The following is a 26214-nucleotide window of genomic DNA, read 5'->3' as shown; positions in this document are numbered from 1 at the left end:
AGGCCTGATGGCGCATACGAAAAGTCTGAGCGCCCTCAGTCAGTATATTCTTTATCCCCTTGGCAGCAACCGCCAGTACGCAGAAACAATAAGGGGCGATATTGCTATCGCCCCTTGATCACTGCATTCAGGTTATTACTGCACTGCGGCGAACGCCTCGGCGACTTGATGGACGTTATTGTGGTTCAACCCAGCCACACACATACGGCCACTGTGGATCAGATAGACACCGAACTCTTCACGCAGCCGGTCAACCTGAGCCGCGCTGAAACCGGTGTAGCTGAACATGCCGCGCTGCTCCAGTAGGTAATCGAAGTTACGCTGCGGCAATGCGCCCTTGAGCGTTTCGACCAGCGCTTGACGCATTTCCAGAATACGGGTGCGCATAGATTCCACTTCGGCCAACCATTGCGCTTTCAACTGCGCATCGTTCAGCACTTTTGCCACCACCTGCGCACCAAAATTCGGTGGACTGGAGTAGTTACGGCGCACGGTGGCTTTCAACTGTCCCAATACACGCTCGGCGGCTTCGCTGCTTTCACACACCACAGAAAGCCCACCCACGCGCTCGCCGTACAACGAGAAGATTTTCGAGAATGAGTTGCTCACCAGGCACGGCAAACCGGCAGCCGCAATGGCTCGAATGGCGTAGGCATCCTGCTCCATTCCGCCGCCAAAGCCTTGATAGGCGATATCGAGGAACGGGATCAGTTCACGCTCGGCAATCACTTCAACCACCTGAGCCCACTGGGCATTGGTGAGATCGGAACCGGTCGGGTTGTGGCAGCACGGATGCAGCAGCGCAATGCTCTTGGCCGGCAACTGTTGCAGCGTGCTCAGCATGGCATCAAATTTCACCCCCAGCTTTTCACCGTCGAAATAGGGGTAAGTATTCACTTTGAAGCCCGCGCCACCGAAGATAGCCACGTGGTTTTCCCAGGTAGGATCGCTGACCCAAACCTGCGAATCCGGGAAATAGCTTTTCAGAAAGTCGGCACCCACTTTCAACGCGCCGGAGCCGCCGACGGTTTGAATGGTGGCGATGCGCCCCTGTTGCAGCATAGGGTGTTCAGCACCAAACAACAGTTGCTGGATCGCGCTACGGTAAGATTGTAGACCTTCCATCGGCAGGTAGACCGAAGCCCCCTGCTCAACGCTGTTAAGCTGGGCTTCAGCGGCAGCAACGGCCTTCATCTGTGGGATGATGCCTTGCTCGTTGTAGTAAAGGCCAATACTCAGGTTCACCTTGTGCGCACGGGGATCTTTTTTGAATTTTTCCATCAGCGACAGGATCGGGTCACCTGCATAGGCTTCAACATTCTGGAACACGGGTTGATTCTCCTGATTTGGGTTGTTCGGGCACTGCCACTAATATAGCCACAAATCGCTGTTGGGTTTCACCTTTATCGCGTCACCGGCAACAAACCGTTTTCTTTGATCCGCTCAAGCACCACCGCCGTTTTGATATGTCCCACGCTTTTATGACGCGACAGCGTCTGACTGATGAAGTCACTAAGCGCAGGCAGGTCTGCTACCGCCACTTTCAACAGGTAGTCAGCATCACCAGTAGTTTTGTAGGCATCAACAATGGCATCCACTTCTGCCAGCATCTGATGGAAGCTGTCGATCTGCTCTTGGGTATGGGTCAGCAGGCTAACCTCGATCAAACCCACCAATCCCAAACCTACCGCCTCAGGTGCCAGCCGGGCATGATACCCTTTGATCAATTGGGCCTGTTCCAGGCTGATGCGACGGCGCGAGCATTGCGAAGCCGAAAGCCCAACCAGTTCGCTCAGTTCCTGATTGGTCAGACGACCATTGGCCTGTAACAGCGTCAGGATTTTCATATCAAAATCGTCAATGTTGTACATAGCCACCTGTAAAATGTGTTAATAAATGTTGACGTTACAGCCTAGCAGCTTTTTTAGCCTTGCAACCATCCAGGCTGACGGGTTGTAAGAGACGCAGCAGCAAAGCCAGCTTCTCCGCTCAGAAATGGCATAAAAAACGGCTAAATCATGCAAACCAACAACAACTAGCGGCAAAACCGCGCATAAAACCACAAAAGTACTTGCCGACATAAAAAGGAAATTTGATGAAAAAACTACTGCCTCTCGCTTTGCTGGTCGCCGCCGGGAGCGCTAGCGCGCAATCTAATCTGGACAAGGTATTGCAGCAAAAAACACTGACAGTCTGCACCACCGGTGATTACAAGCCTTACACCTTCCTGAAAGAAGACGGTAGCTACGAAGGCATTGATATCGCCATGGCTGAATCGCTGGCCAACAGTCTGGGGGCCAAGGTTAAGTGGGTAAAAACCAGCTGGAAAACCCTGATGCCAGACTTTGTGGCCGGGAAGTGTGATATCGCCATGGGCGGGATTTCAGTGACGTTGGAGCGCCAAAAGCAGGTGTTTTTTGCCGAGCGGCTTGATACCGACGGCAAGATCCCCCTGGTACGTTGTACCGACGTGAAAAAATACCGCACCGTTGAGCAGATCAACAAACCTGCGGTGCGGCTGATCGAGCCAGCCGGTGGCACTAATGAAGCCTTTGTCCGCGCTCATCTGCCTAAGGCCAACCTGACTCTGTCCCACGACAATATGGGCATTTTCCAACAGTTGGTAGACCGCAAGGCCGACGTAATGATCACCGACGCCTCCGAAGCGCTGTACCAGCAGAAACGCTATCCCAAGCTGTGCGCCGTGAACCCGGACAAGCCGCTGCAATACGGTGAGAAAGCTTATATGCTGCCGCGCGATGATATGAGTTGGAAGCTGTATGTCGATCAGTGGCTGCATTTGAGCAAGGCCAGCGGGGAGTACCAGAAGATTATTAGCCAGTGGCTGGCGGTGAAGAAGTAAACCTGCCCTCACCCTCTCCCACAGGAGAGGGGGCTGTATGTACTACCCATTAACTCCGGAATCTGACCTTGGCACGGGCGCAGCATGCAGCGCCCCTACCGCGTGCCACCTTACCTGCCTACGACGCTGAGCTAGCTCCCTCTCCCTGTGGGAGAGGGTTGGGGTGAGGGGGAATTACTCGCCGATGTATTCCATCGCTACACGTTGGGTCAGCTTGGTGATCAACTCATAGGCGCTGATACCGCTAAAGGCCGCTACCCGCTTAACCGGCAGCGCTTTGCCCCACAGCACCACTTCATCGCCCACTTTGTCCGTAGCATCTGGCCCCAGATCGACGGAAATCATATCCATGGAGACACGACCAACAATCGGTACTTCACGCCCGTTCAGCCACACCGGAGTGCCAGAAGGTGCACTGCGTGGATAGCCGTCACCATAGCCCATCGCTACTACGCCCAGACGGGTATCTCGCTCACTCACCCAAAGCCCACCATAGCCTACCGGTTCCCCTGCTCGATGTTCACGTACCGCGATCAGGCTGGATTTCAGCGTCATGGCGGGTTGTAACCCAAAGTGATCGGCATAAGGCGTCTCCAACGGGGATACGCCATACAGGATAATCCCCGGACGTACCCAGTCATGATGAGCCTGCGGCCATAGCAAAATCCCACCGGAAGCCGCAATCGACTTCAAGCCCGGCTTGTCGTTGGCGAAATGCTCAAAGCAGCTGATTTGCTTTTCGGTCGCATCCACCAATGGCTCGTCGGCACGGCTGAAGTGGCTCATGATATTGACCGGCTGCACCACGTTGCGACAGGCGCTCAAACGCTGGTAGAACGCCTCCGCCTGCTCCGGACGCACGCCCAGACGATGCATACCGCTATCCAGCTTCATCCATACCGACACCGGGCGCGCCAGCTCAATCTGCTCCAGTGCCTCGAGCTGTTCAATGCTGTGCACGGCGGTTTCGATATTATTCGCCACCAACGCGGGCAGATCTTCGGCACAGAAAAAACCTTCCAGCAGCAGGATCGGTTTAACGATACCACCGGCACGCAGCATCAGCGCTTCGCCGATACGTGCCACGCCGTAACAATCGGCATCTTGCAAGGTGTGAGCCGTTTCCAACAGGCCATGTCCATAGGCATTGGCTTTCACCACGGCAATCAGGCGGCTTTGCGGTGCCAGGCGGCGCACCTGTTGCAGGTTATGGCGCAGGGCACGGCGATCGATTACAGCAGTTGCCGCTTTCATTTCAATTCCTTAGCTGATTATTCATCATCATACTGTGGCCCCGCGTAGTTATCGAAGCGCGACCACTGGCCGTTAAAGGTCAGGCGTACGGTACCGATCGGGCCGTTACGCTGCTTACCTAGAATAATTTCGGCAATCCCTTTCAGGTCGCTGTTCTCGTGATAAACCTCATCACGGTAGATAAACATGATCAGGTCAGCATCCTGTTCAATCGAGCCGGATTCACGCAGGTCGGAGTTGACCGGGCGCTTATCGGCGCGCTGCTCCAGGCTTCGGTTCAACTGCGACAGCGCCACCACCGGCACCTGCAACTCTTTTGCCAACGCTTTTAACGAGCGGGAGATTTCGGCAATTTCCAACGTTCGGTTGTCGGAGAGTGACGGCACGCGCATCAGTTGCAGGTAGTCGATCATGATCAGGCTGATCCCGTCATGTTCACGGAAAATACGCCGCGCACGGGAGCGCACTTCGGTTGGCGTCAGGCCAGAGGAGTCGTCAATATACATATTGCGCTTCTCCAACAGGATCCCCATGGTGCTTGAGATCCGCGCCCAATCTTCGTCATCCAGTTGGCCGGTACGGATACGGGTCTGATCCACACGTGACAGCGAGGCCAGCATACGCATCATGATCTGGTTGCAGGGCATCTCCAGGCTGAAGATCAGCACGGGCTTGTCCTGCGTCATCGCGGCGTGTTCGCACAGGTTCATCGCGAAGGTGGTTTTACCCATTGCAGGACGGGCTGCAACGATGATCAGGTCAGACTTTTGCAGACCGGCGGTTTTCTTATTGAGATCGTGATAGCCGGTGTCTACACCGGTAACACCATCATGCGGCTGCTGATAGAGCTGCTCGATACGTGCGACGGTATCTTCCAGAATACGTTCGATGCCTTTGGGGCCTTCATCTTTACTGGCCCGATTTTCCGCAATTTGGAATACACGGGATTCGGCCAGATCGAGCAGATCTTCGCTGCTTCGCCCTTGCGGATCGTAGCCCGCATCGGCGATTTCGTTGGCAACGGAGATCATTTCACGGACTACCGCGCGTTCACGGACGATATCGGCATAGGCACCGATGTTGGCCGCACTAGGCGTGTTTTTCGATAATTCGGCCAGGTAGGCAAACCCGCCTACCGTCTCCAGATCGCCACGCTGCTCCAACGATTCGGACAGGGTGATCAGGTCGATTGGCCGGCTCATCTCCAGCAGACGCTGCATCTCGGTAAAGATCAGGCGATGTGGGCGGCTGAAGAAATCGTTGGCGACCACGCGTTCCGCCACATTATCCCAGCGTTCGTTATCCAGCATCAAACCGCCCAACACGGACTGCTCCGCCTCCAGCGAATGTGGCGGCATCTTCAGCCCTTCCATCTGGCGGTCTCTGGGTTCGTACGTGTTTGTCTTGTTGGTTGGTTTTTTGCCTGCCATGAAGCCTATTCTTTATTCAGTTGCGAATGGGGATACCTGACGCGAGAGTATACGTGATTTCCCGCGACAAACCTGTGCAAAAATATTAATCGCTGCGTGACAGGCTGGATAGTCGGCTGTGAAAAGCGTAGGGTGAAAACAGCCATTTAAACGAGGTAACAACATGTCAAAACGCATCCAATTCTCCGCCATCGGCGGTCCGGAAGTGCTGCAGTATGTTGATTTTACGCCTGTCGATCCCGCTGCGGGCGAAGTTCAGGTCGAGAACAAGGCAATCGGTATCAACTATATCGATACCTATATCCGTAGCGGCCTGTACCCACCGGCAAGCTTCCCAAGCGGGTTGGGTACCGAAGCCGCTGGCGTGGTCATCAAAGTTGGGGCCGGCGTCAGCGCGGTCAAACCGGGCGATCGCGTGGTGTATGCCCAGTCCGCCCTCGGTGCCTACAGCGAGATCCACAACGTCCCGGTGGAAAAGCTTGCCATCCTGCCGGATAACCTCAGTTTCGAACAGGGTGCCGCCTCGTTCCTCAAAGGTCTGACCGTGCATTATCTGCTGCGTCAGACCTATGAGGTCAAACCTGGCGAAGTGTTCCTGTTCCATGCCGCCGCCGGGGGCGTTGGGTTAATCGCCTGCCAGTGGGCCAAAGCGTTAGGGGCCAAGCTGATCGGTAGCGTAGGCTCCGACGAGAAGGCCGAACTGGCGCAGCGTGCCGGGGCCTGGGCCACCATCAATTATCACAAAGAAAACATCGCCCAGCGCGTGGCCGAACTAACCAACGGTGAGAAGGTCGATGTAGTCTACGACTCCGTGGGGCAAAGCACCTGGCAGGACTCACTGAACAGCCTGAAACGTCGTGGGCTGATGGTGAGCTTTGGCAATGCCTCCGGCCCGGTGACCGGCGTCGATCTGTCGTTGCTCAATCAGAAAGGCTCTCTGTACGTTACCCGCCCCTCGCTCAATGGTTACATCACCAACCGCCAGGAATTGCAGTTTGCCAGCAATGAGCTGTTTTCACTGATTGGCAGCGGTGCGATCAAAGTTGACGTGAAGGATGAGCAAAAGTTTGCGCTGGCAGATGTCCAGAAGGCACACCAGATACTGGAAAGCCGCAAGACCAGTGGTTCCAGTCTGTTAATCCCAGGTCTGTAGCAACCAAAGAAAAGGGCCCCGTTAGGAGCCCTTTCTTGTTTACTGCATTTGTAGGGGTAGAGCAGAGTCCGCCAGAGATGGGGGTTGCTTTATGCAACACTCTTGTCAGCTCTCGCGGTGATGAAAATGGTTAGCATCACTGCTGCGGGAGCCATCCTAGCAGCCCCTATAAGTAAAAAATATGTTTAATGTGCCGCATTCGCATTTAAAACATCAAGCTGTGATCCCCGCCACACTAGCAAGCAATCTGCATGATAAATTTCAGCGTGACTGACTGATATCTCGGCAAAAAATCTTAGTAGCGGCGTATCTGCGGTTTCTGCATCGAGCGGTATATCCAGACGCCAACCACCGCCAGGATCAGCCACGGCAGCAGTTTGAACACCATGGCAAACAGCCCACCCAGCAGCATAAAGGCTGCAGCCACGAATAACGCAGCCATCACGCCCAGCAATGAAACACCGGTTACCAGCAGCATGGCGACAAAGCCGATAAGAAAGAACAGTTCTAACATGGGATGCTCCTTGGCAAACAATAGGTCTACATTGTTCATTACAAGAAACGTGCCAATTTGTAGGGAGAGATAACTCATTGAAATGATGTAAAAATGGCATCACTAGCCGTGATGCCATTAGTCAAAAAAACCAACTTTTAGTCAATCTTTTTACAAATTACGCCATTTCGGTACGTGGTGAACGCACCAAGGCCAGCGCCTGTTCGACGGTGCGCACATCGGCTCCCGGCTTATGGGCATTTTCACTCAGATGACGACGCCACTGCCGCGCGCCAGGAATACCCTGGAACAGACCAAGAATATGACGGGTGATGTGGCCCAGATAGGTGCCGTTCGCCAGTTCGCGTTCAATGTAAGGATACAGCGATTCGATAATCGCTACGCTATCCTTCACCTCGCTCTGGCGGCCGAAAATCTCGCTGTCCACCCGCGCCAGAATGCCTGGATTTTGGTACGCTTCGCGCCCCATCATCACGCCGTCCAGATGTTGCAGATGCTGTTTGGCTTCTTCCAGCGTTTTCACTCCACCGTTGATCGCGATGGTCAATGCCGGGAAATCACGTTTCAGCTGATAAACGCGCGGATAGTCCAACGGCGGGACTTCGCGGTTTTCTTTCGGGCTCAGGCCGGAAAGCCAGGCTTTGCGGGCGTGAATGGTGAACATGTCGCATTCCCCGCGCCCAGCCACGATGGAGATAAAATCACACAGAAATTCATAGCTGTCCTGATCATCGATGCCAATACGGGTTTTGACCGTCACCGGGATCGACACCACGTCACGCATCGCTTTGATACAATCGGCCACCAACGTCGCCTGCCCCATCAGGCAAGCACCAAACATGCCGTTCTGCACACGATCGGATGGGCAACCCACGTTAAGGTTGATCTCGTCATAGCCACGCTGCTCCGCCAGTTTGGCGCAATGCGCCAATGCAGCCGGATCGCTGCCACCTAACTGCAACGCCACAGGATGTTCTTCCTCGCTGTAGGCCAGGTAGTCACCTTTACCGTGGATAATCGCACCGGTGGTCACCATTTCGGTGTACAGCAGCGTCTCCTTGCTCAGCAGGCGATGGAAGTAACGGCAATGGCGATCGGTCCAGTCCAGCATCGGGGCAATGGAGAAGCGATTGGCGGCGTATTTGCCTGGCTGGTGCGCTGATTTAGCAGGGATGGTTTTTTCGTGGTCCTGGTTCATGTTCGCTCGTTCTGTGTATTTTTTCGTTCTCTATCACTCAGCCGTTTAAATCGTTAGGGGAGAGAGAGGCATGACTTACTATATCATACAGCAATGGCCTAAGTCCGACGGGCGCAGCATGCAGCGCCCCCACGTGGCGAGATGGGAGAAGGCTTGTCAGCCGCTTCAATTAAACATAATCCTATTTTTTTTCAGTTGCTTGTTTTATCACCTGCGTTTAAAGATAATCCTACCACCATCACTGGGATGGAATATTAATAGCAGGATGCTTTATGAAAAAGTTTGTAATTATCTTCAGTATGTTAGCCATGTCATCATCCGTTTTGGCCGGTGAATTAACCGACACCTGTAAAAAGTACGTTGGCGAAGTTGACGATTTAATCGTTGAAGCCTCTAAAAATGAAGCCGCCAAGCCGCAGATGGATGCGCTGAAAGCCCAGATGGATCAAGCCAAAGAGCAGATGGCCGCTATGCCAGCTGAACAGCAAGATCCCGCTTGTCAGCAAGGGATTGAGATGATGGGTAAGATGAAGGCCTCCATGGGTCTTAAATAAATATCTCAAGTAAGTCTACGCCGGTAGTTGTTACGGGTCTCCACCAGGCCCGTATTCGAATAGCGCTCCCCAAGCCATACGGTCAATTATTGACTCGCCCCTCTCCCTTCAATCTAAAGCTTAGTGCCTGTCGCAACGCTCTCATTACCAATAAAATAATCCAGTCACGCCCCACAAACAGTACATAGTGATCTGCATCTCATTCTGGCTAGCATAGCTCCAGAAAATCGCCCGTTTTGTCACGTTATCCGGGGAAACTGGGGCAACTCTCGGCGATTGCGTTGAAACATGATAAAATCGGCTTCTTTGCGTAGCCGGATAATTGCCATGAACTCAACCAACCAGGAAAAGCTGCTCGCGCAGGCTGAACAACTCTGTCAGCAACGCAACGTGCGACTGACCCCGCAACGGCTGGAAGTGTTACGCCTGATGGCTGAGCAACCCGGGGCCATCAGCGCTTATGATTTACTGGATTTACTGCGTGTCGCAGAACCGCAGGCTAAACCCCCTACGGTCTATCGTGCACTGGATTTCTTGCTCGAACAGGGGTTTATCCATCGCGTCGAATCGGCCAACAGCTATGTGCTGTGCCATCACTTCGAACAGCCGATGCACACCTCCGCCCTGTTTATCTGCGATCGTTGCGGGCAGGTTACTGAGCGCACCACCGAAGGGGTGGAAGAGACCTTGCAGAAACTGGCTCAAGAATCGGGGTTTGTCCTGCGTCACAGCGTAGTTGAAGCTCACGGCCTGTGCTCCGCCTGTGTGGTGGTAGAAAGCTGCGACAGCAAACACGATTGCGATCATGACCACAGCATTGTGATCAAGAAAAAATAAGCGGATTGGATTACAGGAGGGAGCGGGTACATCCTTGTTCCCGTGGCCTTGGCAGGGGGGAAATCTGCCAGGCCGGATGGTGTCGTAGCGCCGCGATAGTCAGCGGCTCATCGCGCTACCAACGATACTTGCTGTGCTCTTCCCAGGCTTTGACTTCTTTTTCGGCTGCCTCTTTCTGGTAGCCATAGCGTTCCTGGATTTTACCGACCAGCTGTTCGCGTTTCCCTTCGATAACGGTGATATCGTCATCGGTCAGCTTGCCCCATTTTTCCTTCACTTTACCTTTAAACTGCTTCCAGTTACCGTCGGCTTGATCTTTGTTCATAATCTCTCCGTTACTCTATGGTTGTCAGTTTTAGATAAATCTGGCTGGACTTAACTGAGTCAAATTTAAGGTTCTCTAATGCGTCCTGTTGCCAATTAAGCGTGGGCTTAATTCGCCAGCCACGTGATTAACTATAGCCAATCAAACGGAAAGACAGCATGAAATGCGGTTAGGAAAACTCTTAATAGCAAAAAACGCCATTAAAACAATAAGCAAGCGAACCAAAACCACTCACGACACATGTAACAAAATGTGAACAACCGGCCGATATCATCAGCCAATCTGTTCTGTCCGGTGAGTATTACCCTCCGCTCACCGAGGAAGAAAACCAGGTTCCACGTACGCTATGACGGTGCCATACCCAACCAAGGGCAGCCCCACGCAGTGCCAGGAAGACCGCCAGAGCCAGCCATAAACCGTGATTGCCCAATACCGGCAGGGTAAATAGCGTCAGCCCATAGCCCACCGCCGCGACCGCCATGCTGTTACGCATTTCTGCGCCACGGGTGGCACCGATAAACATGCCATCCAACAGGTAGCACCAAACCCCCACCAGAGGCAGCACCACCTGCCAAGGCAGATAATGATTGGCCAACGCGCGCAGCTCCGGCAATGAAGTTAAAGCCGCCACAATCTGTTGCCCGGCAAACAGATAAATAACCGCAAAGCCACAGGCAACCAGGCACGCCTGCCGGCAGGCAGCACGCCATACTTTACGCAGTTGCCGCCCGTCTCTTGCCCCATAGGCATGACCGGAATGGGCCTCCACCGCGTAGGCAAAACCGTCCAGAGCATAAGCCGTAAAGGTCAGCAGGTTCATCAGCACCGCATTCACCGCGACCACTTCCCCGCCCATTCGAGCTCCCAGAATGGTCAACGAGGCAAAACACAGTTGCAGCAGTAACGAACGCAACATGATGTCACGGTTGAGCGCCAGCAGGCGGCGCAGATCCCCACGCCAGGCGGTACGCAGCATCACCAGCGAAATACCGCGTAAGCGCAGAACCCGCCAGGCTAACCACAGCCCCAGCAACAACGTGGCGTACTCTGCGATCACCGTGGCAGTGGCGGCCCCTTGTACGTTCCAACCCAGCCCCATCACCAGCCAGATATCCAATACGATGTTCAGCAGGTTGCCGACAATAAGCAGGATCACCGGCGCACGCACATACTGCACTCCCAACAGCCAGCCCAACAGCACCATATTGGCCAACGCCGCCGGGGCACTTAACCAACGGATCTCCAGAAATAGCCTGGCTTGCAGCAAAACGTCCCGATCTCCCCCCACGATGTTCAACGCCAAGTCGATTAACGGGGTTCGCAGCAACACAATCGCCCCCCCAGCGACCAGTGCCAACAACAGCGGCTGCATAAAGGCGCGAGCCAGCCGGTAAGGATCTTGCGCCCCCAACGCCTGTGCCGTCAGCCCGGTGGTGCTCATACGCAGGAACAGCAACAGCATAAACAGGAAGCTGGTGGCCATGGAACCAACCGCAACCCCGCCAAGATAGCTAGGGCTATCGAGATGGCCGATGACCGCGGTATCCACCAGGCCAAGCAATGGGACGGTAATATTGGAGAAGATCATCGGCAACGCAAGGCGCCACAGCGCTTTGTCGGTATCACTGGTGAAGGCAGAAAGCAGGCGCATAACGATATGTTCCCGTACAAAGATGGGTTTTAGCGTCGTTCAGAAATGACATCGCCCCAGAGTTGGGGCGAAGTTTGCCGTTTTAAAGGCAGCAATTCGAGCTAAAGCGGTTAGATCCAGTCGCCGTTGCGGATCACACCCACCGCCAGGCCTTCGATGGTGAAGTTCTGCTGGCGCAGATCGACCACGATCGGTTGGAATTCACTGTTTTCCGGCAGCAGCTCAACAACGTTACCGTGCTTTTTCAGGCGCTTGACCGTCACTTCGTCTTCAATGCGGGCGACAACAACCTGGCCGTTACGTACGTCCTGAGTCTTGTGTACCGCCAGCAGATCGCCATCCAGAATGCCGATATCGCGCATCGACATGCCGCTGACGCGCAGCAGGAAATCGGCATTCGGCTTGAACAGAGAAGGATCAACCTTATAGTGCCCTTCAATATGCTGCTGAGCCAGCAGAGGTTCACCAGCAGCCACGCGGCCCACCAGAGGTAACCCTTCTTCATCTTCCATCAACAGGCGGATACCGCGTGATGCGCCGGAGATGATCTCGATAACGCCTTTACGAGCCAGCGCCTTCAAGTGTTCTTCTGCAGCATTCGGTGAGCGGAACCCCAGGCGCATTGCGATCTCGGCACGCGTCGGTGGCATGCCCGTTTGCGAAATATGATCGCGAATCAGGTCGTAGACCTCTTGCTGTCTGGTAGTTAGTGCTTTCATTCCGCCCCCTGTTTGTTTATACAGTCTTGCTGTGAGTATATACAGCTAAGTCAGGATTGGGAACCGAAGAATAAATAAAAATCAGCAGGTAGCGAGCGGGATCGCAACGATACCTGCCGGTTTCACGCCAAATGCTGCCAAAGCACCGAAGCCCAAACGAACAGCGCCAGAATGATCGCCAGCGAGACGGCCGCCGACCCCATATCTTTGGCCCTCCCGGAAAGCTCGTGATATTCCGTTCCTACCCGATCGACGATGGCTTCAATCGCACTGTTGAGGATTTCGACAATCATCACCAGCAGCACCGAGCCGATCAACAAGATGCGCGCTATCGCCCCCACATCCAGCCAAACCGCCACGATGATGGCCACCACGGTCGCCACCAGTTCCTGACGGAATGCGGCTTCGTTTTGCCAGGCCGCGATGAGGCCTTTATAGGAATAACCCGCCGCTTTAATGATGCGTGTCAGGCCCGTTGCTTGATTTGCCATAGTTAAGAACGCCTTTCTCCAGGATGAGTCATGTATTAGTGGTGTTGCCAGCCGTAACGTTCCAGACAGATTTGCCAGCCCAATCACATTTTATCGCAGCGCAGTATACAACAAGCCAGGAATACCTTTGCTGCCTAGCTACATCTTGCAAGCCATCGGGTATAATTCAGCTATGTACTTCCGTTGCCGTATAAGGTTGCGGATTTCCCAACGCCACAGATCTGCTACCGGGTTTCTGGTATGCTTGCGGCGCATTGCTAACAAGAGGCTTCACGTTGTTATGTCAGGTTGGCGTAAAATCTATTATAAGATATTGAACTTACCACTAAAAATGCTGGTAAGAAGTAAGGTTATCCCTTCAGATCCGGTCACGGAGTTAGGGTTGGATCCCTCACGACCGATTTTGTATGTTTTACCTTATAATTCCAAGGCGGATTTACTCACCTTGCGCACCCAGTGCCTGGCGCAAGATCTGCCCGACCCCCTTAACCCGTTGGAAATCGATGGCACCGTGCTGCCAAGCTACGTGTTTATCCACGATGGCCCGCGCGTATTCCGTTATTACACCCCAAAAGAAGAATCGGTAAAACTGTTCCACGATTATCTGGATCTGCACCGCAGCAACCCGGATCTCGATATTCAGATGTTGCCGGTATCGGTGATGTTTGGCCGCTCCCCAGGGCGCGAAGGCCACGGCACGCCACATCTGCGCCTGTTGAACGGCGTACAGAAGTTCTTCGCGGTACTGTGGCTGGGGCGCGACAGTTTTGTCCGTTTCTCCAATACCGTGTCACTGCGCCGCATGGCGACCGAACACGGTACCGATAAGACCATCGCGCAAAAACTGGCTCGTGTCGCACGCATGCACTTCGCCCGCCAGCGCCTGGCCGCCGTCGGGCCAAGCCTGCCTGCCCGTCAGGATCTGTTCAACAAGTTGCTGGCCTCCAAAGCGATTGAGAAAGCGGTCGAAGACGAAGCACGCAGCAAAAAGATTTCCCATGAAAAGGCCCAGCAGAACGCCATAGCGCTGATGGAAGAGATCGCTGCCGATTTCTCGTATGAAACGGTACGCCTTTCCGATCGCGTGTTGAGCTGGACCTGGAACCGCCTGTATCAGGGCATCAACGTCACCAACGCCGAACGCGTGCGTCAGTTGGCGCAGGATGGCCACGAGATCGTCTATGTGCCGTGTCACCGCAGCCATATGGACTATCTGCTGCTGTCCTACGTGCTCTACCATCAAGGTCTGGTGCCACCACATATCGCCGCGGGTATTAACCTGAACTTCTGGCCTGCCGGGCCGATCTTCCGCCGCCTGGGCGCGTTCTTTATCCGCCGTACCTTCAAGGGCAACAAGCTCTATTCAACCGTGTTTCGTGAATACCTCGGTGAACTGTTCACCCGTGGCTATTCGGTAGAATATTTTGTTGAAGGTGGGCGTTCCCGTACCGGTCGTCTGCTGGAGCCGAAAACCGGCACCCTGTCGATGACCATTCAGGCCATGTTGCGCGGCGGTACCCGTCCGATCACCCTGGTGCCGATTTATATCGGTTACGAGCACGTGATGGAAGTGGGCACCTATGCCAAAGAACTACGTGGGGCGACCAAAGAGAAAGAGAGCCTGCTGCAAATGGTGCGTGGCTTGCGCAAACTGCGTAACCTTGGCCAAGGCTACGTGAACTTTGGCGAACCGCTGCCGTTGACCACCTACCTGAACCAGAACGTCCCACATTGGCGCGAGTCTATCGATCCCATCGAAGCCCAACGCCCAAGCTGGCTGACGCCTTCGGTCAACGATCTGGCTGCTCAGATCATGGTGCGCATCAACAACGCCGCCGCCGCCAACGCCATGAACCTGTGTTCAACCGCGCTGCTGGCCTCACGCCAACGTTCGCTGACCCGTGAGCAGTTGCTTGAGCAGTTGGAGTGCTACCTGCAACTGATGCGTAACGTGCCTTACGCGCCCGACGCTACCGTACCCACACAAACGCCAGACCAGTTGCTGGATCACGCTTTAAACATGAACAAGTTTGAAGTGGAGAAAGACAACATCGGCGACATCATCATTCTGCCGCGCGAGCAAGCGGTGCTGATGACGTACTATCGCAACAACATTCATCATATGTTGGTGCTGCCTTCGCTGATCGCCTCTATCGTGATGCATCACCGCCGCGTGTCACGCGTTGAACTGTTGCGTCAGGTCAGCCTGATCTATCCGATGTTGAAGGCCGAGCTGTTCCTACGTTACGACAAAGAACAGCTGGCAGAAGTGCTGCAACCGCTGATCGAAGAGTTGATACGTCAGCAGCTGATTTGTAGCAAAGGCGATGAGCTGGTGCTGAACCCTACGCGCATCCGTCCGTTGCAACTGTTGGCCGCCGGGGTACGTGAAACTCTGCAACGCTATGCCATTACCATGTCGATCCTCAGCGCCAACCCAAGTATCAACCGGGGTGCCCTGGAGAAAGAGAGCCGCATTATGGCCCAGCGTTTGTCGGTGCTACACGGCATCAACGCACCGGAATTCTTCGACAAGGCGGTGTTCTCCACCCTGGTGGCGACGCTGCGCGAAGAAGGCTTTATCAACGACATTGGCGATGCGATCCGCGAGCACACCATGGAGGTTTACACCATGTTGAGCGATCTGATCACCCCGGAAATCAAGTTGACCATCGAAAGCGTCAACATGCCGGAGGAAACCAATACCCCAGCGTTGACCGCAGAAGTGGAAAAAGAAGCCGAGTAACACCCCCTCACCCTAACCCTCTCCCACAGGGAGAGGGGACTGTGTGTGCTACTCATTGACTCCCGAATCTGACCTTGGCACTGGCGCAGCATGCCGCGCCCCTTCGGCGTGCCACCTTACCTGCCCACGACGCTGAACTAGCTCCCTCTCTCTGTGGGAGAGGGTTGGGGTGAAGGCAAATCAAACGTAGCTAAGCGCAATACCGATAAACAGCACCAGACCAACATAGTTGTTATTTAGGAAGGCGCGGAAACAGGCATCGCGATCGCGGCCAGCCACCTGCTTTTGCTGATGGACAAACAAGGCCCCTGCCAGCAACAGCGACCAGTAAAACGCGCCCCCCAACTGCATCAGATAACCCACCCACAGCATCAGCAGCAGCGTAGCGAACTGCAATGCCCCGACGATCAGCTTGTCATAACGGCCAAACAGCACCGCCGTGGATTTGATGCCAATCTTCAGATCGTCATCGCGATCGACCATGGCGTACAACGTATCGTAAGCCACCGTCCAGCAGATGTTGGCCAGAAACAGTAGCCAGCAACTCAGTGGCAGCGACTCGCTTACGGCGGCATAGGCCATCGGGATCGACCAACCAAACGCGGCCCCCAGCACCACCTGCGGCAAATTGGTCACCCGCTTCATAAACGGATACACCCAGGCCAGCGCCAGAGCCGCCAGCGACAGCCAGATGGTCATGGCGTTCAGCGTCAATACCAGCGCAAAGGAAACCAGCACCAGCGAGACAAACAGGATTTTGGCCTCTTTTTCGCTGACACGGCCACTCGGCATCGGGCGGCCTGCGGTGCGTTTTACATGGCCATCAAATGCACGATCGGCATAGTCATTTACCACGCAGCCAGCGGCGCGCATCAGGAACACGCCCAGCGCAAACACCAGTAATACCGACAGCGAAGGAACACCGCCACCTGCCAACCACAATGCCCACAAGGTAGGCCACAGCAATAACAGCGTGCCAATCGGCTTATCGATACGCATCAGATGGCTATAGGCCTGCCATTTGCTTTGAATCACGCTCCCTTCCAAAGTGCTTTCTCCCCTAATTATGCCGGAGTGTCCTGTTCCACCGCATACAGTGGAGAGGCCGGTAGAAACAGTTCCGTCAGTAATAATGGTTTTCCCGCCAGACGGAGGCGAGAACGCCGCGCCCACAGATCCTTCTGCTGGCCAACATGGATATAATCGCGCGTTAAACTTTCGCTGCTGAACAGATAGCGGCCCAGCGGCAGCGTTCCCAGATCGACCAGTGCCAAATCCGGCCCGGTCAGGGTTTCTTGCGGGATCACCGTACGTCCCAACAGCCAAGGCTCGCCATCACCCAGTAACACAATCTCACGCAGCCAATAGCGTTCGCTGTGGGGCAAATGAGCCGCCTCTTCGGCAAGAAGCTGGTCGCGAGTGATGAAACATTCACGCTGCGGTTCTACCTGCACGCGGCCACAGTGGCACTCAAAACGGCGGGTCATGGAACCTGGCTCCATCAGCCAATCGCTAACGGCGGCAGGTATTGAGGAATGTTCAGACAGCCACTCAATCGGCGGCAGGATGGGGTCCCTAGTGCCAGACATGTTGCTACTCCAGGCCGGAGGCTACGCCCTGCGTGCCGCGCCAAACCATACAAACTGTTAACAGAAAACCATTGTAACGCAGAAATGCAAAAGCGGCAGGCAGATTCGTGGCGTATCGCATTGCCGTTTATCAGGGGAAAACTCTTTTGGAGGTACAGTGAGGGGCAAGCGTGGATCTGACTGACAAGATGCTGGCCCACAGATGAAAAAAGGTGCGCCGAAGCGCACCAATCATCAAGCCAGCATCGGTAGCGTGGGGGACTACCCCTTGCCTTTCACACTACTAATAAACGTTTCTCGTGCGGTGGTGGAACCCAGTTTTTCAGCCTCATTCATCAGCTTCAGCGCTTTATCGATATCCCCAGCCTTGATGGCCTGTTTGATACCGTTATTGAAGTAGGCTTCAGTGTCATTGAGCATCGGCTCTGCTGGTACGACGGCAACCGGTGCAGGTGCCGCAACTGCCGGTGCGGTGGCTCCCACCACTACCGGTGGCGTTGCCGGAGCCGACTGCAACATACCAATCATAATGTTGCTGGCCCCTTGCTCTGCGGTCACCTTCAGCTTCAGCGTGCCGCTGGTGCTGTGGCTGGCGATCGGATCCGGAATATCCGGCACCGCATTACCTACCCCTTGGGCGTAGGCCTTGGCCGGGTTGGTCAGCGTGGTGGTTTTAGCCAGATCCTGCTGGGTGGTATACACCAGCATATAAATCTGTTTTTGCCCCAGTGCCGGGGTCAGTTTCAACGTGCCTTCCAGCCGATCGGCAGACATCACGCCCGGAGGCTGGTAAACGAAGTAGCTGCTCGGATAATAGGCTGCCGGGCGCATGTGTTCATCGAGCACCAATACGCTAGGGGCATAGATCGAATTCTTGCCGGCCAGGCTGCTTAGTTGGATCTCCAGCGATCCGCGATCGGCTGGCAACGTGAATGCGGCAACGGCACCCTGGATCTGGCCCTGATTGATCTGTGGGCTGACGTTATTGAGTTGGACATCCTGAGTTACCGGCGGTACCAACGGCTGCCAAGGCAAGCTTTGCAGGGTGGAAGCACTGATGGCCGGTGCGACGGAAACGTTGGCCGGGGTATCGGCATAGGTCGCCAGCGGTACGCCGACGGTCAACGCCAGAGACAGGCAGAGTGACAGTAGATTTTTTTTCATTGTTATACCCTCTCGCTTTGAGCGTGCATCCCGGCAGTGGGCAGGCAAGCGCACGACTGCCGGTCAAACAGTAAGAAGGAGGGCGTGCAGGCGCCCTCCCGTCAAGCCAGTATTACCACCAGATTTCCATCTGGGCACCGAAGGTGACTTCGCTGTCTTTACCACGGCTGAAGGTATGCATGCTGGTATCGTTATAGGCTGTACCTGCGTTATACCCTGCGCCGGAATCGTTGTTGGCGTAGCCCCACTTCTCGTCCCAGTTGGCGTAGGTCGCGAAGACACGGATCGCCGGACGGGACCAGATGCTGTTACCCGCTTGCCACTGTTGTGCCAAGGTGACTTTGTATTGGCCGTTACGATCGCCGGTACGTTGAGACTTCACGTTGTCGTAGCCGACTTCCATCAGGGTGCTCATGATTGGCGTCCATTTGTACATTGGGCGCACGCCCACGGTGTACCAGGTGGTGCCATTATCGTTGTCGCGGTTGATGTCCTGATACATGGCAACGTACATCATTGCCCAGTCATCGTTGAAATCGATGGCACCGTGATCCAGCACGCGGATCATCTTGCCGTTGTCATCAATGGAGGCACCTTGGCTGCGGCCGTTGTTCTGCGCAGTCATGGAGTCGGTAGCGTACTGCACCACAAACTTGTTGTAGCCGCTCAGGATGCTCTGGGTATGTTCCGCAGTAAACATCCAACCGTCTTTGCTTGCCCCGTCGGCCAGGTGGTAACCGTCCTGTTCATTGGCACGGCCATAATCCACACCCAGTTCCAACGTACCGCCCGGATTCAGCTCAAGGCCAGCCAAACGCAGGTCGAAGGTGTCGTTGACGGTTGGACGCTCGTCACGCTGATTGTCGATATAACCTAAAGAACCACCGGATTCGGTGTTACGGGTTACGGCAGCAGACAGCTTGCCGAAGCCCAGATCGATGTTTTCCAGACCGGCACCAGGACCAGAGATGTCCCAGTAGTAGAAGTCGATCATATGGACGTCATGACGCTGGTAGAAGCGCTTACCGGCCCACATGTTGGCACCTGGCAACGCGTCAATCAGGTTTTTACCCTGCACGTTCACTTCACGGAAGGCCGGACTGGTGGATTCCCAGTCAGACTGTTGCGATACGGAATAGGCCACGTTGGTGTCGAAGTAGAAGCTCTTGTCGCCCTCTTTCCACACTTCCTGACCCAGCTTCAGTTCCGCATAGGTTTCACATTCGTTACCAAGACGGTACTTGCTGCTGGCACCGGTTGTCTGGAAACACTGTTGCTCACCGCCGCTCCCGGTCCAACCGATACCGGAACGCGCATAGCCGTGAAAATCCACCGCCATCGCTTGTGAGGATAAGACACCAGCGGCGACAGCCAGAGTCAGAGGAAGTTTGCGCAGAGTAGTCATCATTATTCTCCTGTTATACAGACCTTGATGCTTTAAACACCCGGTTCCTGATGCAGCCGTTTACACGCCGTACCGTCCTCGCGGAACAGGTGGCAGCGGTGTGGCGGCAGGCCGATAGCGAATGTTGCACCTTCTTCTACCAGCACCACGTCGTTCTGGCGGTAAACCAGGTTTTGACGAATTGCCGGAATTTGGATATGGATTTGCGTCTCGTTACCGAGTTGCTCCACCACCTGTACTTCACCCATCAATGTCACTTCAGATTCAGAACTCGGTAACAGATGCTCTGGCCGGATGCCCAACGAGAGGTTGGCCCCAACTTCAATGCCCTGCCCTTCAACCGGCAACCACACCAATTGGCGATTGGGCATCGGCAGTTCGATTTGCACCCGCTGCGCTTCCACTCCGGTCACTTTCACCGGCAGGAAATTCATCTTTGGCGAACCGATAAAGCCGGCGACAAAGCGGTTGGCTGGATAGTGATAAAGCTCCAACGGCTTGCCGATCTGGGCCACGCGCCCGGCATCCAGCACCACGATTTTGTCGGCCAGCGTCATCGCTTCGACCTGATCGTGGGTGACGTAAATCATGGTGCGCTGCAAGCGCTTGTGCAGACGTGAGATCTCAATGCGCATCTGTACCCGCAGTGCGGCATCCAGGTTGGAAAGCGGTTCGTCCAGCAGGAATACATCGGGTTCAGCCACCAGCGTGCGGCCAATCGCGACACGCTGACGCTGCCCACCGGACAGGGCTTTTGGACGGCGATCCAGCAAGTGCGCCAGTTGCAGCACCTCTGAAACCTGATTGACCCGTTGGGTAATCTCCGCTTTTTTGGCCCCAGCCAGTTTCAGACCGAACGACATGTTGTCGGCCACGGACAGGTGTGGATACAGCGCGTAAGACTGGAACACCATGCCAATGCCACGCTCGGAAGGCGGCACCTCATTCATCCGTTTTTCGCCGATGAACAGATCGCCAGAGGTAATATCCTCAAGCCCGGCGATCATGCGCAGCAGCGTCGATTTACCACAGCCGGATGGCCCGACAAACACCACAAACTCACCGTCATCGATGGTCAGATTGACGTCCTTGGAAATCACTACCTCACCGAAGGCCTTATAAACGCTGCGCAGTGTGACGCTAGCCATGCGTTACTCCCCTGCTTTCGCAGTTAACATTTTGTGTAAAGATGGCGGAACCGAAGCCCGCCAAGACCCATTGATGACCCTCTTGCTGCGCACCGTACTGCCAGGCCATAGGCTTGGTCGCCTCAGCCGGTGCGGCCGGCTGAGTATAAGGCTGTAGGTTGATCAGCGCTTCAAGACATTGATCCTGATGGGTAATAAGTAAACGAATGACGCCATTTTCCTGGCTGACCTGGTCCAGCACCCCGCACTGGATCACCGGGTGCTGACGCAGGGCCAACAGGGCCTGGCAGTAACGCAAAGTTGAATGACTGTCGTGTTGCTGGCGGCTGATGGCCAGCGCACGGTGTTCTATCGCCACCTGTTGATACCAGTGGATCTCTCCTGCGGTGACCTGCTCCGGAGCTTCATGCCAAGGCATTGGGGTTTGTGCCCCCAGCGGTTCTTGCAGATCTGCCGCGTGCGGCAGGCCCAGCTCCTCACCCTGATACAAACAGATGGGAGCGGGCAGCAAGGCTAACAGGGTCAGGAAAGCCTGCGCAGAACGCAGATCGCCTTGCCCCCAGTGGCTGACCACCCGCGGCTGATCGATTTCGCCGGTGCTCCAGACTTTCTCGCCCAGCCGATGGCGATGGGTATGCAATACCTCCACCAGCTTTTCGCAGCTGAACGGCGCTACTTCCAGCGCCAACGCGCTGCGTGCATAGTGCCGTTCGGGAGCAGCGCTGCGGCAGATACGCTGAGTACCTTCACTGTGCCAAAGTGCCAACCCGTGCCCGGCCACTTCCGCACCCGCCTCTGGCGATAACGCCTGCGGCAATAACAGCCCGTCCACCGCCAGTGCTTTCAGATAGGGCAGCGCCGTCATCATGCCGCGCACATCGCCCACCCCATCGCCGTTTCCATCGCGGAAACTGACCGGATGGATCCGGTACAACGTGGGGTGAGTGACGGTACGCATTGGTGACATAGGTACGGCTTCCTGCAGCGTTGGGCGGTGAAAATCAATGTTGCCAATAGTGAGGTAATGGCAAGAAGGGGTAATCATCCGTAACAGGATTTTTCATGGGGGAGGAGATGGGAGGATGAGAGAACGACGATGGGCGGCAAAAGTTCCCGGTATAAAGCAAATCTGTGATCCTCCCTGCAAAAATAGCCCTCCCTTTTGGTGTCCGACACCACAGAATAGGGCGGTTTGCTAGCTGGATCACACTACTCAGGCATGGGGCGTAGACGGGGGGAGGATGAGAACACCGCGGGTTGTGACCCACTATTAACGCGTAACCGCTCTCCTTACCGCAGTCCCCACAGAAGGATTGGATTTATGAATCGCACAATGACAACAACCGTACGTACGCTGGCGCTTTCGGCATTAACGACGCTGGTGCTCTCCTCCTCCGCGTTCGCCAAAATTGAAGAAGGCAAACTGGTTATCTGGATCAACGGCGATAAAGGCTATAACGGCCTGGCCGAGGTGGGTAAAAAGTTTGAGAAAGACACCGGCATCAAAGTGACCATCGAACACCCAGACAAACTGGAAGAGAAGTTCCCGCAGGTTGCCGCTACCGGTGACGGCCCGGACATCATCTTCTGGGCACACGACCGTTTCGGGGGTTACGCGCAATCGGGCCTGTTGGCAGAAATCCACCCTTCCAAAGCCTTCCAGGAAAAAATCTATCCATTCACCTGGGATGCCGTGCGCTTTGACGGCAAGCTGATCGGTTACCCGATCGCGGTGGAAGCCCTATCGCTGATTTATAACAAAGACCTGATCAAAGAAGCGCCAAAAACCTGGGAAGAGATCCCGGCGTTGGATAAAGAACTGCGCGCCAAAGGCAAAAGCGCCATCATGTGGAACCTGCAAGAACCCTACTTCACCTGGCCAATCATTGCCGCCGATGGCGGATATGCCTTCAAATTCGAAGGTGGCAAATACAATATCAAGGACGTGGGCGTAGCCAATGCCGGTTCACAGGCTGGCCTGCAATTTATCGTCGATCTGGTGAAGAACAAGCACATCAACGCCGATACTGACTACTCAATTGCCGAAGCTGCCTTCAACAAGGGCCAGACGGCGATGACCATCAACGGGCCTTGGGCCTGGACCAACATCGAACAAAGCAAAATCAACTACGGCGTGACGTTGCTGCCAACCTTCCAGGGCAAACCCTCCAAGCCGTTCGTTGGCGTGCTGACCGCCGGTATCAACGCCGCCAGCCCGAACAAAGAATTGGCCACCGAGTTCCTGGAAAACTACCTGATCACCGATCAAGGCCTGGCTGACGTTAACAAAGACAAACCACTGGGTGCCGTGGCGCTGAAATCGTTCCAAGAGCAGTTGGCGAAGGATCCGAAGATTGCCGCCACCATGCAGAACTCGCAGAACGGCGAAATCATGCCAAACATCCCGCAGATGAGTACTTTCTGGTATGCGATGCGTAGTGCCGTGATCAACGCCATCACTGGCCGCCAGACGGTGAAAGCCGCGCTGGAAGATGCTCATACCCGTATCACCAAGTAATACCCTGGCCATTGGCGGGCCGTTGTGCCCGCCTTTGCCTGCTGTGCGGGAGGCAGTCGGTCTCTCGCGGTAACACCTGAAAGGAAAGCCCTATGCAACTAACTCACGCCGGCACACCTGCGCGAAAAAAATCGAAGTGGTGGCAGAGCGACCTATTGAAATGGCTGATTGTCGGCCTGTTCAGTCTGGTGACCTGCTATCTGATTGTGGTGATGTATGCACAGGGAGAATATCTGTTCGCCATCCTGACGCTGGTGCTGGTCAGCGCCGGGCTCTACGTGTTCGCCAACCGCCGCGCCTACGCCTGGCGCTACGTGTATCCAGGCGTCGCCGGGATGGGGCTATTCGTTCTGTTCCCGCTGATCTGTACCATCGCTATTGCCTTTACCAACTACAGCAGTACCAACCAACTGACCTTTGAACGCGCCCAGTCGGTGCTGATGCAGCGCCAGTTCCAGACCGGTAAAACCTTCACCTTTGGGCTGTATCCGGCAGAAAACCAACAGTGGCGTTTGCAGTTAACTCATCCAGATAACGGCCAGTTGCTGATTTCCGAACCGTTCAGCCTCAACGGCACTGAGCCGCAAACGCTGAAACTGGCAGTAGAAAGCACCGAGCCTGCCGGTGAACGCGCTACGCTGCGCGTGATCACCCAGAATCGCCAGACGTTGAGCCAGCTTGTCGCCATCCTGCCCGAGGGCGGTGAACTGCGCATGAGTTCCCTGCGCCAGTTCTCTGGCACCAGCCCGCTGTATACGCTAGCCAAAGACGGCAGCACGCTGACCAATAACCAGACCCAGGTACAGTACCGCCCTAACCCGGAAATCGGTTTTTATCAGGCTATCAACGCCGAGGGCAATTGGGCCACCGATACTCTCAGCCCGGGCTATACCGTCACCATCGGCTGGAAAAACTTCTTACGGGTGCTCAATGATGAAGGGATCCAGAAGCCGTTTATCTCCATCTTTGTCTGGACCATTATTTTCTCGGTGATGACCGTGATCCTCACCGTCGCCGTTGGCATGGTGCTGGCCTGCGTGGTGCAGTGGGAAGCGCTGAAAGGCAAAGCGGTGTATCGGGTCCTGCTGATCCTGCCCTATGCGGTACCTTCGTTTATCTCTATTTTGATTTTCAAAGGGTTATTTAACCAGAGCTTCGGTGAAATCAACCTGATGCTCAACGCGCTGTTCGGTATCAAGCCAGCCTGGTTCACCGATCCGATCACCGCCAAAAGCATGATCCTGGTGGTCAACACCTGGCTGGGTTATCCGTACATGATGATACTGTGCATGGGTCTGCTGAAAGCCATTCCCGACGATCTGTATGAAGCCTCGGCAATGGACGGCGCCAGCCCGATGCAAAACTTCTTCCGCATCACCCTGCCGCTGCTGATCAAGCCGTTGACGCCGCTGATGATTGCCAGCTTTGCCTTCAACTTTAACAACTTCGTGCTGATCCAACTGCTGACCCGTGGCGGGCCGGACATGATCGGCACCACGACACCGGCCGGCTATACCGATCTGTTGGTGAGCTATACCTATCGCATCGCGTTTGAAGGCGGTGGGGGCCAGGACTTCGGGCTGGCGGCGGCTATTGCCACGCTGATCTTCCTGTTGGTTGGCGCACTGGCGATCTTGAACTTGAAAGCCAGCAAGATGAACTTTGACTAAGGGAGAACGACAATGGCCATGGTGCAACCCAAATCCCAGCGCGTACGCCTGTGGATCACCCATATTCTGATGCTGAGCTTTATTGCCCTGATCATGTTCCCGTTGCTGATGGTGATCGCGATCTCATTGCGCTCCGGTAACTTTGCCACCGGCAGCCTGATCCCGGACCAAATCTCCTGGGATCACTGGCGCTTGGCGCTGGGGATGAGCGTCACCCAGGCGGATGGCAGCGTGACTCCTCCACCTTTCCCGGTGCTGCTGTGGCTGTGGAACTCGGTTAAGGTCGCGGCAATCACCGCCGTGGGGATCGTGACACTCTCTACCACCTGTGCCTACGCCTTTGCCCGCATGCGTTTTCGTGGCAAAAGCACCCTGCTGAAAAGCATGCTGATCTTCCAGATGTTCCCGGCAGTACTATCTTTGGTCGCACTGTACGCCCTGTTCGATCGCCTGGGGCAGTACATTCCGTTTATCGGCCTCAACACCCATGGCGGCGTGATATTTGCCTATATGGGCGGCATTGCACTGCACGTCTGGACCATTAAAGGCTACTTCGAAACCATCGATAACTCGTTGGAAGAAGCCGCCGCGCTGGACGGTGCCACACCTTGGCAAGCGTTCCGCCTGGTGCTGCTGCCCCTGTCAGTCCCGATCCTGGCGGTGGTATTTATCCTGTCGTTTATCGCGGCGATCACCGAAGTGCCAGTGGCTTCACTATTGTTACGCGACGTGGACAGCTACACGCTGGCCGTGGGCATGCAGCAATACCTCAATCCGCAGAACTACCTGTGGGGTGACTTTGCCGCCGCAGCGGTGCTGTCCGCCATTCCAATTACCGCCGTATTCCTGCTGGCGCAGCGCTGGTTGGTCGGTGGCCTGACGGCGGGTGGGGTAAAAGGTTAATTTTTTGTAGGTGCGCCGCATGCTGCGCCCGTTACACATTCAGCAACATTGCCACTTTGTTATCAATTTCTTTTGCGTTTAG

The 26214-nt window shown here is 55.1% G+C and carries 24 protein-coding genes; 8 read left to right on the top strand and 16 right to left on the bottom strand.

The genetic code is table 11. The annotated features are described in order from the left end of the window. Positions 1 to 135: 135 nt before the first annotated feature. Together U869_RS0101565 and U869_RS0101560 are read right to left on the bottom strand one after the other, a co-directional pair. Positions 136 to 1329, bottom strand: coding sequence for an amino acid aminotransferase (locus U869_RS0101565; RefSeq protein ID WP_025119602.1), 1194 nt, complete (start codon positions 1327 to 1329; stop codon positions 136 to 138). A gap of 74 nt (positions 1330 to 1403) precedes the next feature. After that, complete coding sequence (locus tag U869_RS0101560; RefSeq protein ID WP_025119601.1) at positions 1404 to 1871, bottom strand: Lrp/AsnC family transcriptional regulator; 468 nt, start codon at positions 1869 to 1871, stop codon at positions 1404 to 1406. A gap of 224 nt (positions 1872 to 2095) precedes the next feature. Here U869_RS0101560 and U869_RS0101555 point away from each other — a divergent pair, with 224 nt between their 5' ends. Continuing rightward, a complete protein-coding gene (locus tag U869_RS0101555; protein ID WP_025119600.1) occupies positions 2096 to 2863 on the top strand; it encodes a transporter substrate-binding domain-containing protein in 768 nt (255 codons plus the stop codon). A gap of 174 nt (positions 2864 to 3037) precedes the next feature. Here the strand turns inward: U869_RS0101555 and alr are convergent, their stop codons facing one another. Beyond that, positions 3038 to 4117 (bottom strand): alanine racemase, encoded by a 1080-nt coding sequence (gene alr / locus U869_RS0101550; RefSeq protein ID WP_025119599.1) that lies wholly within the window; start codon positions 4115 to 4117, stop codon positions 3038 to 3040. A 17-nt stretch (positions 4118 to 4134) separates the two neighbouring features. Next, the gene (dnaB, locus tag U869_RS0101545) at positions 4135 to 5547 is read right to left on the bottom strand and encodes a replicative DNA helicase (protein WP_024483977.1); all 1413 of its coding nucleotides are present in this window, start codon (positions 5545 to 5547) and stop codon (positions 4135 to 4137) included. Between the two features lie 163 nt (positions 5548 to 5710). Here dnaB and U869_RS0101540 point away from each other — a divergent pair, with 163 nt between their 5' ends. Then, a complete protein-coding gene (locus U869_RS0101540) occupies positions 5711 to 6700 on the top strand; it encodes a quinone oxidoreductase (RefSeq protein ID WP_025119598.1) in 990 nt (329 codons plus the stop codon). A 295-nt stretch (positions 6701 to 6995) separates the two neighbouring features. Here U869_RS0101540 and pspG read toward each other — a convergent pair whose 3' ends face one another. Both pspG and dusA read right to left on the bottom strand, forming a co-directional pair. Continuing rightward, positions 6996 to 7214: an envelope stress response protein PspG gene (pspG, locus tag U869_RS0101535; protein ID WP_025119597.1), complete on the bottom strand. Its 219-nt coding sequence runs from the start codon at positions 7212 to 7214 to the stop codon at positions 6996 to 6998. A gap of 157 nt (positions 7215 to 7371) precedes the next feature. Then, entirely contained in the window at positions 7372 to 8412 is a 1041-nt protein-coding gene (gene dusA / locus U869_RS0101530) for a tRNA dihydrouridine(20/20a) synthase DusA (RefSeq protein WP_025119596.1), read from the bottom strand. A 272-nt stretch (positions 8413 to 8684) separates the two neighbouring features. On the opposite strand from dusA, the gene U869_RS0101525 reads away from it, so the two are divergent. Continuing rightward, entirely contained in the window at positions 8685 to 8966 is a 282-nt protein-coding gene (locus tag U869_RS0101525; protein ID WP_025119595.1) for a DUF5339 domain-containing protein, read from the top strand. 327 nt (positions 8967 to 9293) lie between these two features. Further along, positions 9294 to 9803, top strand: a complete 510-nt coding sequence (gene zur, locus U869_RS0101520) for a zinc uptake transcriptional repressor Zur (RefSeq protein WP_025119594.1) — start codon at positions 9294 to 9296, stop codon at positions 9801 to 9803. Between the two features lie 115 nt (positions 9804 to 9918). On the opposite strand, the gene U869_RS0101515 is transcribed toward zur, so the two are convergent. The 4 genes from U869_RS0101515 to U869_RS0101500 form a co-directional block, all read right to left on the bottom strand. After that, entirely contained in the window at positions 9919 to 10128 is a 210-nt protein-coding gene (locus tag U869_RS0101515) for a CsbD family protein (RefSeq protein ID WP_024483982.1), read from the bottom strand. Positions 10129 to 10429: 301 nt separating this feature from the next. Next, positions 10430 to 11779, bottom strand: coding sequence for an MATE family efflux transporter DinF (dinF, locus tag U869_RS0101510; RefSeq protein ID WP_025119593.1), 1350 nt, complete (start codon positions 11777 to 11779; stop codon positions 10430 to 10432). Positions 11780 to 11889: 110 nt separating this feature from the next. Further along, positions 11890 to 12498 carry a transcriptional repressor LexA gene (lexA, locus tag U869_RS0101505; RefSeq protein WP_021180815.1) on the bottom strand — a complete coding sequence of 203 codons (609 nt, stop codon included), beginning with the start codon at positions 12496 to 12498 and terminating at the stop codon, positions 11890 to 11892. Between the two features lie 122 nt (positions 12499 to 12620). Continuing rightward, entirely contained in the window at positions 12621 to 12989 is a 369-nt protein-coding gene (locus tag U869_RS0101500; RefSeq protein ID WP_025119592.1) for a diacylglycerol kinase, read from the bottom strand. Positions 12990 to 13269: 280 nt separating this feature from the next. Between U869_RS0101500 and plsB the strand changes: the two genes are divergently transcribed. Beyond that, positions 13270 to 15735 (top strand): glycerol-3-phosphate 1-O-acyltransferase PlsB, encoded by a 2466-nt coding sequence (gene plsB, locus U869_RS0101495; protein WP_025119591.1) that lies wholly within the window; start codon positions 13270 to 13272, stop codon positions 15733 to 15735. Positions 15736 to 15915: 180 nt separating this feature from the next. On the opposite strand, the gene ubiA is transcribed toward plsB, so the two are convergent. The 6 genes from ubiA to U869_RS0101465 form a co-directional block, all read right to left on the bottom strand. Continuing rightward, positions 15916 to 16782 carry a 4-hydroxybenzoate octaprenyltransferase gene (gene ubiA / locus U869_RS0101490; RefSeq protein ID WP_025119590.1) on the bottom strand — a complete coding sequence of 289 codons (867 nt, stop codon included), beginning with the start codon at positions 16780 to 16782 and terminating at the stop codon, positions 15916 to 15918. A 17-nt stretch (positions 16783 to 16799) separates the two neighbouring features. Next, complete coding sequence (ubiC, locus tag U869_RS0101485; protein WP_025119589.1) at positions 16800 to 17324, bottom strand: chorismate lyase; 525 nt, start codon at positions 17322 to 17324, stop codon at positions 16800 to 16802. Between the two features lie 261 nt (positions 17325 to 17585). Next, positions 17586 to 18488 (bottom strand): maltose operon protein MalM, encoded by a 903-nt coding sequence (gene malM / locus U869_RS0101480; RefSeq protein WP_025119588.1) that lies wholly within the window; start codon positions 18486 to 18488, stop codon positions 17586 to 17588. A 112-nt stretch (positions 18489 to 18600) separates the two neighbouring features. After that, the gene (locus U869_RS0101475; protein WP_029987241.1) at positions 18601 to 19896 is read right to left on the bottom strand and encodes a maltoporin; all 1296 of its coding nucleotides are present in this window, start codon (positions 19894 to 19896) and stop codon (positions 18601 to 18603) included. 29 nt (positions 19897 to 19925) lie between these two features. Further along, positions 19926 to 21041, bottom strand: a complete 1116-nt coding sequence (gene malK / locus U869_RS0101470; protein ID WP_025119586.1) for a maltose/maltodextrin ABC transporter ATP-binding protein MalK — start codon at positions 21039 to 21041, stop codon at positions 19926 to 19928. Then, positions 21034 to 22008, bottom strand: a complete 975-nt coding sequence (locus U869_RS0101465; RefSeq protein WP_025119585.1) for an alpha-amylase family glycosyl hydrolase — start codon at positions 22006 to 22008, stop codon at positions 21034 to 21036. The genes malK and U869_RS0101465 overlap by 8 nt, the downstream gene beginning before the upstream one ends. Positions 22009 to 22362: 354 nt before the next feature. Here U869_RS0101465 and malE point away from each other — a divergent pair, with 354 nt between their 5' ends. From malE to malG, 3 genes are all read left to right on the top strand, one after another. Beyond that, positions 22363 to 23559, top strand: a complete 1197-nt coding sequence (gene malE, locus U869_RS0101460) for a maltose/maltodextrin ABC transporter substrate-binding protein MalE (RefSeq protein ID WP_025119584.1) — start codon at positions 22363 to 22365, stop codon at positions 23557 to 23559. Positions 23560 to 23651: 92 nt separating this feature from the next. After that, positions 23652 to 25229 (top strand): maltose ABC transporter permease MalF, encoded by a 1578-nt coding sequence (gene malF, locus U869_RS0101455; RefSeq protein WP_025119583.1) that lies wholly within the window; start codon positions 23652 to 23654, stop codon positions 25227 to 25229. Positions 25230 to 25241: 12 nt separating this feature from the next. Continuing rightward, complete coding sequence (gene malG / locus U869_RS0101450; RefSeq protein WP_025119582.1) at positions 25242 to 26132, top strand: maltose ABC transporter permease MalG; 891 nt, start codon at positions 25242 to 25244, stop codon at positions 26130 to 26132. The last annotated feature ends 82 nt before the right edge of the window (positions 26133 to 26214 follow it).

Origin of the sequence: Serratia sp. H1w (assembly GCF_000633355.1) — a bacterium.
In the GTDB taxonomy this organism is placed as follows: Bacteria; Pseudomonadota; Gammaproteobacteria; order Enterobacterales; family Enterobacteriaceae; genus Chania.
Note: the sequence above shows the minus strand (reverse complement) of the source record. Positions and strands in the feature narration are given on the sequence as shown.

Bases quoted from the DNA above. Each gene is read 5' to 3' on its own strand.
- malK (WP_025119586.1), bottom strand. From the start codon at position 21,041: ATGGCTAGCGTCACACTGCGCAGCGTTTATAAGGCCTTCGGTGAGGTA.
- malE (WP_025119584.1), top strand. From the start codon at position 22,363: ATGAATCGCACAATGACAACAACCGTACGTACGCTGGCGCTTTCGGCA.
- U869_RS0101560 (WP_025119601.1), bottom strand. From the start codon at position 1,871: ATGTACAACATTGACGATTTTGATATGAAAATCCTGACGCTGTTACAG.
- U869_RS0101540 (WP_025119598.1), top strand. From the start codon at position 5,711: ATGTCAAAACGCATCCAATTCTCCGCCATCGGCGGTCCGGAAGTGCTG.
- plsB (WP_025119591.1), top strand. From the start codon at position 13,270: ATGTCAGGTTGGCGTAAAATCTATTATAAGATATTGAACTTACCACTA.
- ubiC (WP_025119589.1), bottom strand. From the start codon at position 17,324: ATGTCTGGCACTAGGGACCCCATCCTGCCGCCGATTGAGTGGCTGTCT.
- alr (WP_025119599.1), bottom strand. From the start codon at position 4,117: ATGAAAGCGGCAACTGCTGTAATCGATCGCCGTGCCCTGCGCCATAAC.
- dnaB (WP_024483977.1), bottom strand. From the start codon at position 5,547: ATGGCAGGCAAAAAACCAACCAACAAGACAAACACGTACGAACCCAGA.
- U869_RS0101555 (WP_025119600.1), top strand. From the start codon at position 2,096: ATGAAAAAACTACTGCCTCTCGCTTTGCTGGTCGCCGCCGGGAGCGCT.
- U869_RS0101500 (WP_025119592.1), bottom strand. From the start codon at position 12,989: ATGGCAAATCAAGCAACGGGCCTGACACGCATCATTAAAGCGGCGGGT.
- zur (WP_025119594.1), top strand. From the start codon at position 9,294: ATGAACTCAACCAACCAGGAAAAGCTGCTCGCGCAGGCTGAACAACTC.
- U869_RS0101515 (WP_024483982.1), bottom strand. From the start codon at position 10,128: ATGAACAAAGATCAAGCCGACGGTAACTGGAAGCAGTTTAAAGGTAAA.
- dinF (WP_025119593.1), bottom strand. From the start codon at position 11,779: ATGCGCCTGCTTTCTGCCTTCACCAGTGATACCGACAAAGCGCTGTGG.
- U869_RS0101465 (WP_025119585.1), bottom strand. From the start codon at position 22,008: ATGTCACCAATGCGTACCGTCACTCACCCCACGTTGTACCGGATCCAT.
- dusA (WP_025119596.1), bottom strand. From the start codon at position 8,412: ATGAACCAGGACCACGAAAAAACCATCCCTGCTAAATCAGCGCACCAG.
- U869_RS0101525 (WP_025119595.1), top strand. From the start codon at position 8,685: ATGAAAAAGTTTGTAATTATCTTCAGTATGTTAGCCATGTCATCATCC.
- lexA (WP_021180815.1), bottom strand. From the start codon at position 12,498: ATGAAAGCACTAACTACCAGACAGCAAGAGGTCTACGACCTGATTCGC.
- malG (WP_025119582.1), top strand. From the start codon at position 25,242: ATGGCCATGGTGCAACCCAAATCCCAGCGCGTACGCCTGTGGATCACC.
- malF (WP_025119583.1), top strand. From the start codon at position 23,652: ATGCAACTAACTCACGCCGGCACACCTGCGCGAAAAAAATCGAAGTGG.
- U869_RS0101475 (WP_029987241.1), bottom strand. From the start codon at position 19,896: ATGATGACTACTCTGCGCAAACTTCCTCTGACTCTGGCTGTCGCCGCT.
- pspG (WP_025119597.1), bottom strand. From the start codon at position 7,214: ATGTTAGAACTGTTCTTTCTTATCGGCTTTGTCGCCATGCTGCTGGTA.
- malM (WP_025119588.1), bottom strand. From the start codon at position 18,488: ATGAAAAAAAATCTACTGTCACTCTGCCTGTCTCTGGCGTTGACCGTC.